General features: G+C 69.8%; 7 protein-coding genes. 4 read left to right on the forward strand and 3 right to left on the reverse strand.

The window, feature by feature from the left end; all coding sequences use genetic code 11:
* The 3 genes from JWQ92_RS07115 to JWQ92_RS07125 form a co-directional block, all read right to left on the reverse strand.
* A partial coding sequence (locus tag JWQ92_RS07115; RefSeq protein WP_297343776.1) for an NAD(P)(+) transhydrogenase (Re/Si-specific) subunit beta occupies positions 1-1,385 on the reverse strand: 1,385 nt, incomplete at its 3' end.
* Positions 1,382-1,702, reverse strand: a complete 321-nt coding sequence (locus JWQ92_RS07120; RefSeq protein ID WP_297343777.1) for a proton-translocating transhydrogenase family protein — start codon at positions 1,700-1,702, stop codon at positions 1,382-1,384. The genes JWQ92_RS07115 and JWQ92_RS07120, both read right to left, overlap by 4 nt.
* Entirely contained in the window at positions 1,699-2,925 is a 1,227-nt protein-coding gene (locus JWQ92_RS07125) for an NAD(P)(+) transhydrogenase (Re/Si-specific) subunit alpha (RefSeq protein ID WP_297343778.1), read from the reverse strand. Before JWQ92_RS07125 ends, JWQ92_RS07120 begins: the two co-directional genes overlap by 4 nt.
* 405 nt (positions 2,926-3,330) lie before the next feature.
* On the opposite strand from JWQ92_RS07125, the gene JWQ92_RS07130 reads away from it, so the two are divergent.
* From JWQ92_RS07130 to JWQ92_RS07145, 4 genes are all read left to right on the forward strand, one after another.
* Positions 3,331-4,389: a zinc-dependent alcohol dehydrogenase family protein gene (locus tag JWQ92_RS07130; RefSeq protein WP_297343779.1), complete on the forward strand. Its 1,059-nt coding sequence runs from the start codon at positions 3,331-3,333 to the stop codon at positions 4,387-4,389.
* 137 nt (positions 4,390-4,526) lie between these two features.
* Positions 4,527-5,354: a universal stress protein gene (locus JWQ92_RS07135; RefSeq protein ID WP_297343780.1), complete on the forward strand. Its 828-nt coding sequence runs from the start codon at positions 4,527-4,529 to the stop codon at positions 5,352-5,354.
* 206 nt (positions 5,355-5,560) lie between these two features.
* Entirely contained in the window at positions 5,561-5,842 is a 282-nt protein-coding gene (locus tag JWQ92_RS07140; RefSeq protein ID WP_297343781.1) for a universal stress protein, read from the forward strand.
* 165 nt (positions 5,843-6,007) lie between these two features.
* Positions 6,008-6,448: a pyridoxamine 5'-phosphate oxidase family protein gene (locus tag JWQ92_RS07145; RefSeq protein ID WP_297343782.1), complete on the forward strand. Its 441-nt coding sequence runs from the start codon at positions 6,008-6,010 to the stop codon at positions 6,446-6,448.
* Position 6,449 lies beyond the last annotated feature (1 nt).

Below are 6,449 nucleotides of genomic sequence, written 5' to 3' on the forward strand. Positions count from 1 at the left end.
GCAAGCCCGACCTTCGCGTCGGCGAAGTACATCCCGGTCTTCGGATCCGTGAACAGCGGGTTGCTGATGCCGGCGTAGCCGGGACGCATCGAGCGCTTCAGGATCACGACGGACTTGGCGTGATCGACGTCGAGGATCGGCATGCCGGAGACCCCGTTGCCCGGCTTGCGTGCGTCGGGGTTGTAGACGTCGTTCGCGCCCACGACCAGGGCGACGTCGCAGTCGGCGAAGGCGATGTTCGCCTCGTCGAGCTGAAGCATCTGGTCGTAGGGCACGTTCGCCTCGGCGAGCAGCACGTTCATATGCCCGGGCATGCGGCCGGCGACCGGGTGGATGGCGTACTTGACGTCGATGCCGTTCGCCATCAGCAGCTTCGCGAGCTCGGCGACCTCGTGCTGTGCCTGCGCTGCCGCCAGGCCGTAGCCCGGGACGATCATCACGTGCTGCGCGTAGGCGAGTTGCACCGCGACGTCGTCGGCGCTGACCGCGTGCACGGTGCTGAGATCCTGTGCATCCGTGGCGCTGGACGACGTCGAGTCGCCTGTGCCGAAGCCGCCGAGGACGATGGCAAGCACGGATCGGTTCATGGCTTTCGCCATCTGCAGGGTCAGGATCGTGCCCGCGGCGCCCACGAGAGCGCCCGCGATGATCAGCGACTGGTTGTCGATCGCGAAGCCCGCCATGGCTACGGCGAGCCCGGTCAGTGCGTTGAGCAGCGACACGATCACGGGAGCATCCGCTCCACCGATCGGCAGCACCATCAGCACGCCGAAGAGCAGGGACGCCACCAGCACGGCGACGAGGAGCAGCACGTCGTCTCCGACGACGATCGCGAAGACCCCGGCCACGAGTGCGACGGCGATGACCAGAAGGTTGACGATCCGTGCGCCCGGGAAGATGATCGGGCCGCCGGAGACGATGCCCTGCAGCTTGCCGGCGGCGATCAGCGAGCCGGAGAACGTGACAGAACCGATCACGACGTCGAGCACGATCGGAACGGACGAGGTCAGGCCGAGCGGGGTCACGCCCGCGGCATGCTGGACGAAGTCCGCGAAGGCGACGGCCGCGGCGGCCCCGCCGCCCACCGCGTTGAAGATGCTGACCAGCTGAGGGATCTCGGTCATCTTCACCGTGCGGGCGCGGACGATGCCGAACGCACCGCCCGCCGCCGCGCCGGCCACGAGCGCAAGCCAACCGAGCCAGTTGCCGTGGGACACGATGACCGAGGACACGATCGTCGCGAGGACGGCGATCGCCATGCCGCCTGCCGAGATGAGGTTTCCCCGTCGGGCGGTGGAGGGGAGGCGCATCAGGTGCAGCCCCACGACGAACAGGGTGGCGGCCGCGAGGAACAGGACACCGATCGTGAAGCCGAACAGCGTCATGAGGGGTCCTTCGCATCGGCGGCGGCCGCGGCGGGCGTGTGCCTGGTGAACATCTGCAGCATCCGGTCGGTGACCACGTAGCCGCCGAAGACGTTCGCGGCCGCGAGCGCGGCTGCGACGAACGCAAGGATGTAGCCGGGCGGGCTGTCGGCCGCCGAGGCGGTGGCGACGGCGCCGGCGATGACCACGCCGTGGATCGCGTTGGAGCCCGACATCATGGGCGTGTGCAGGGTCGAGGGGATCTTGCCGATCACCTCGACGCCGACAAGCAGGCTGAGGACGAAGATCGCGAGGTTGGTGAACAGGGTGGCGATCATGCGATCTTCTCCATCGGGCGATCGGCGGCGGAGGCGGATGAGGCAGCGAGGCCGGCCGGCAGCGCCGCAGGCAGCGGGTCGAGCCTCAGGACGCTGCGCATCGCAGCGTTGGTCACCTCGCCGTCGTGGCCGACGACGATCCCCTGGTGCACCGCGTCGGACGCGTCGACGACGATGACGCCCTGCGGTGCGAGCGAGTCGAGCACCGCGACGACGTTCCGGCCGTACATCTGCGAGGCCGAGACGGGCAGGTCCGCCGCCAGCTCGCCCCCGCCCACGACGATGACCCCGTTGCCGGTGACCGTCGTCCTTCCCTCCACGGAGCCGGCCACGTTGCCGCCGAGCACGCTCGAGCCGAGGTCGACGCACACGGAACCGGGCCGCAGCGTGGCGAGCGTGGCTGCCGAGACGAGCTCGGGCGGCGCGTGCCCGGGAACCTTCGCCGTCGTGACGATCACGTCGAAGCCGGCGAGTGCGGTGTCGAGCTCTCGCTGCTGAGTCGCCTTCTCCGCGTCCGTCAAGACCCGCGCGTAGCCCCCCGCGCCGCCTCCCTTCGCGACCGAACTGGTCAGGAACTTGGCTCCGAGCGACTCGACCTCCTGCCTGGAGGCGTCTCGGATGTCGTACCCGGTGACGACCGCGCCGAGGCGTCTCGTCGTGGCGATCGCCTGCAGGCCTGCGACGCCTGCGCCGATCACGATCACCTTCGCGGGCGTTGCCGTACCCGATGCGGTGATCATCATCGGCAGATAGCGGCCGAAGGCGTGAGCGGCGACGATGGCGGCCCGGTAGCCGGCTGCGCTCGACTGGGAGCTCAACGCGTCCATGGACTGCGCGCGGCTGAGCGTGCGCGGCAGCAGCTCGAACGCCACGGTCGTGACGCCGCGCTGCGTAAGGGTTTTGATCAACTCCGGATGGTTCAGGGGGTCGAGCAGCCCGATCAGCGTCTGCCCCTCGGTGAGCGCTGCGGCCAGCTCCTCATCCGGGCTGCGGACGACAGCGACCACGTCGCAGTCCCGCAGCACGGCGGCACGGCTCCCGACCGTCGCTCCTGCCGCGACGTAGGCATCATCGACGAAGGTCGCGGCTGTGCCGGCACCCGATTCCACGGCGACCGACCGCCCGGCGCGCACCAGTTGCGCGACCGCAGCGGGATCGAGAGCGACCCGGCGCTCACCCTCCGCGGTCTCGGTGAGCACCGCGATGCGGAGCGATGGGGCCACCGGGGCCGATGCTGCTGCAGTCATCGCCCCAGTCTCCGAGCGCGGGATCGTCGAACACAGGGCCGAAGGTCACTGGAGGAGCGAGGCGGGTCGATGCCGGGCGGCAGACCGTCGAGAAACATCTCGCGGACGGTGCGAACTCGGCAGAACCTCGTCGGCGTCCCACCACGGGTGCTCGGGGCCGGGCAGAGGTTCTCCCGGCCTCCTCGGCGTCACGCGCAGGTTCCACCGGTGTCCGCAGCCGGGCGATCCCGAGGAGTGGTACGGATGCCACGTCGACGGACCCCTCCTGCCTCGACGGGGACCTTCGGCCCTGCTCGTCCGGCCTGAGGGGGCGTTGACTCCGGGCGCGGTTCCGCCGCCACTTCAGGGGAGCGGACCGCAGACATGGAAGAGAGGTGCCCGGTGAAGGCGCTCGTCTACGAAGGTCCCGGCCGTCGCTCCTGGAAGGAGGTACCGGATCCGCAGATCCAACAGCCCACGGACGTGGTGGTGCGGATGATCGCCACAACGATCTGTGGGACCGACCTGCACATCCTCCACGGCGACGTGCCCGAGGTCGCGCCTGGTCGCATCCTGGGCCACGAGGGCATCGGCGAGATCATCGCCGTCGGTGCAGCCGTCACCGAGCTCGCCATCGGCGACCGGGTGATCCTCGCGTGCGTCAGCGCCTGCGGCAGGTGCGCGAACTGCCGCAGCGGTCTGCCGAGCCACTGCCTGAACCCGGAGGGCATGCCCGGGATCGGCTGGATATTCGGCTACATGATCGACGGCACCCAGGCGGAGCAGGTCCGGGTGCCGTTCGCCGAGAACTCGGTCTACAAGGTCCCAGAGGGCATGTCGGAGGCGGAGGGCATCCTCCTCTCCGACATCCTGCCGACCGGCTTCGAGATCGGCGTCCAGTCCGGGCGGGTGCAGCCCGGCGATGTCGTCGCGGTCATCGGAGCGGGTCCTGTGGGGCTGGCAGCAGTGATGACGGCGCGGCTCTACGGACCCTCGAAGATCGTGGCGGTCGACCTCGACCCAGCCCGGCTCGCCCGAGCCCGCGAGTTCGGCGCCACCGCGACGGTCGACTCCCGGGATTCGGATTGGAAGGAGCAGGTGCTCGCCCTCACCGACGGCGCGGGCGTGGACGTGGCGATCGAGGCCGTCGGTCTGCCGGTCACGTTCGGCATGGCGGTCGAGCTGGCGCGGCCCGGTGGGCGGATCGCGAACGTCGGCGTGCACGGCAAGCCGGTCGAGTTGGCGGTCAACGAGCTCTGGATCAGGAACATCAGCATCACGATGGGTCTCGTGAACACGAACACGCTCGCCATGCTGATGAAACTGGTGGCAGAGCACGTCCTCCCCGTCGGCGGCTTCGTCACACACACGTTCGGCTTCGACCAGGTGCTGGAGGCGTACGACGTCTTCGAGCACGCAGCGCAGCACCAGGCGTTGAAGGTGCTCATCCACAACGCGTGACCCCGTCCCGCGTCCGTCGGCGCCCCAGTGGCGGGCGCCGGTGGCGGCCCCTGCAGTGGACTGCGCGGGACCTAAGCCCCTGCTGCTGGGTGGATCCGTGCGGCAGCGTGGAGCGTCGACCAGGAGGAGGAATCGTGATGCTTGAGGACGCCGTCGTGGCATGGGATGGGTCGACACGGGCGAGAGCGGCGCTTCGGTGGACGCTGGGTCGCCCATGGATCGAGCGGATTCACCTCGTCCGCGTCCTCGGGGAGGACGACTCCGGCTACTCGATCGAGGCCGGGTGTCGGCTCGCGCTCGAGGGCGACCTGGAGCGTCTCCGCGCCGACCACCCACGGCTCGAGATCTCCGGTCGGCTCGTGCACGGCGACGTCGAGGAGGTGCTGGCGACGTGCGCACGCACCCGAAGCCTGCTTGTCCTCGGCACGGGTGGGCCGGCCGCCTTCATGCTGCCGCACCGGTCGGCGATGCTGGCACGACTGGCACGTGACACCGACGGTCCGATCGCACTCGTGCCGCTCGGCGCTGAGGACGCGAACGGTCCCGTGATGGCGGGCATCGACGGCACTCCCGCGGGCGTCGCGGCGGCGCAGATCGCCTCTGCGGTCGCGTCCGCGCAGGGGGCAGCCGTGGTGACGGTGCACGCCGTCGGCCGGTTCTCGGTGTCACCTTCTCGGCTCGAGTCCGCTCCGGAGGGTTTAGCGCATGATCTCGCCGCGCATTTCCCCCACCTGCTCGTTCGGCATGAGGAGGTGCGCGGCGACGTGAAGGAGGAGCTGACTCGATCGGGTGCGACTGCGTCGCTCCTCGTGCTCGGACGCCATGCGCTGCCTGGTCCGGGCGCAGAGGTCGAGCGGAACGCTGTGCTCGGTGCCCCTTGTCCGGTCCTGCTCGTTCGGGAGACGGATGCGCTCTGGGTGTCCCGCGCCGGGTCCGACGTGAGTTCGGGCCACGAGGTGCACTGATTCGCTGTGGAACCTCGGCCGCTGTGGGCGGCAGCGCTGCAAGCCATCCGGGCGGCCACTGGTCGAGTCGCTGCTGAAGATCGGCGGTGTCGTCGGCCGTGCCCAGCCGGCAGGGCCAATTCAGCCTCCCATTCGGTTGTGGAACCGCCCGGGGTGCAGGACTTTGGGCTCTTGGGCGGCACCGGCGGCTGTCGCGGGCTCCGGTGATGAGTTCTACTCCTGCGGAGGAGGCCGGCGGCCGTGTCGTTGTCGGTGTGGATGGATCCCACGACTCCACTGCTGCGCTGGGCGCCGCAGTGCGAGCAGCCGAGCTGCTTGAGGCGACGCCGGTCGTGGTCACCACGTGGCTCCAGCCCCCAAGTTTCGGGCGGCCACCCGTCTGGCTGCCGGATCTCCGGATCGAGACGGAGCAGACGCAGCGGGCCTTGCTGCAGGAGGTGCTCGTCGTCCGAGACGAGGCACACATCCCCACACCCGATCGGCGCTGACCCGGCAGAGGGCTCGCCACCGCGCACCACGCAAGCGCGACGAAGCCCCGGCAGACCTGCGGGGGGCGGAATTCACGCCGAGTCGGGAGGGAGGACTTTCTGCTCTGCCGTCACTCTTGGAGTCGTCGGACACTCTCAGCAAGACCATCCGGGAGGGACGCGGCGATGACGAGCGGGGCGCAGCGACAGATCGAGCACCTGGATCAGGACGCCTGCTGGGCACACCTGAGGGAGGCGCAGGTAGGCCGGCTGGCCTTCGAGGCGCGGGATCGCATCGCGATCGTGCCGCTGAACTTCGTCGTCCGCGGCCCCCGTCTGGTGTTCCGGACCTCCGGGGACGCGGAACTCTTCGCCGAGCAGCGCCTGCCCGTCTCCTTCGAGGTCGACGGCTGGGACGCCGGCGCGGCGTGGAGCGTCGTGGCGCGTGGTGCCCTGCAGCGCAACACCGACGTGGGCTCGGTCGCGCTCGAGAACGAGATCGGTCTCGTCCCGTGGGCTCCGGACGAGGGAGCTCCTCGAACCGCTCTCGTCGACCTGGTTGTCGACCAGGTGACCGGGCGGACGTTCCATCGCCGCCGGTGGCAGAGTCCCCGCTGGTATTGGTGAC

It is taken from the genome of Amnibacterium sp., from assembly GCF_025463795.1.
GTDB lineage: Bacteria > Actinomycetota > Actinomycetes > Actinomycetales > Microbacteriaceae > Amnibacterium.

Bases quoted from the DNA above. Each gene is read 5' to 3' on its own strand.
- JWQ92_RS07120 (WP_297343777.1), bottom strand. From the start codon at position 1,702: ATGATCGCCACCCTGTTCACCAACCTCGCGATCTTCGTCCTCAGCCTG.
- JWQ92_RS07135 (WP_297343780.1), top strand. From the start codon at position 4,527: ATGCTTGAGGACGCCGTCGTGGCATGGGATGGGTCGACACGGGCGAGA.
- JWQ92_RS07140 (WP_297343781.1), top strand. From the start codon at position 5,561: ATGAGTTCTACTCCTGCGGAGGAGGCCGGCGGCCGTGTCGTTGTCGGT.
- JWQ92_RS07145 (WP_297343782.1), top strand. From the start codon at position 6,008: ATGACGAGCGGGGCGCAGCGACAGATCGAGCACCTGGATCAGGACGCC.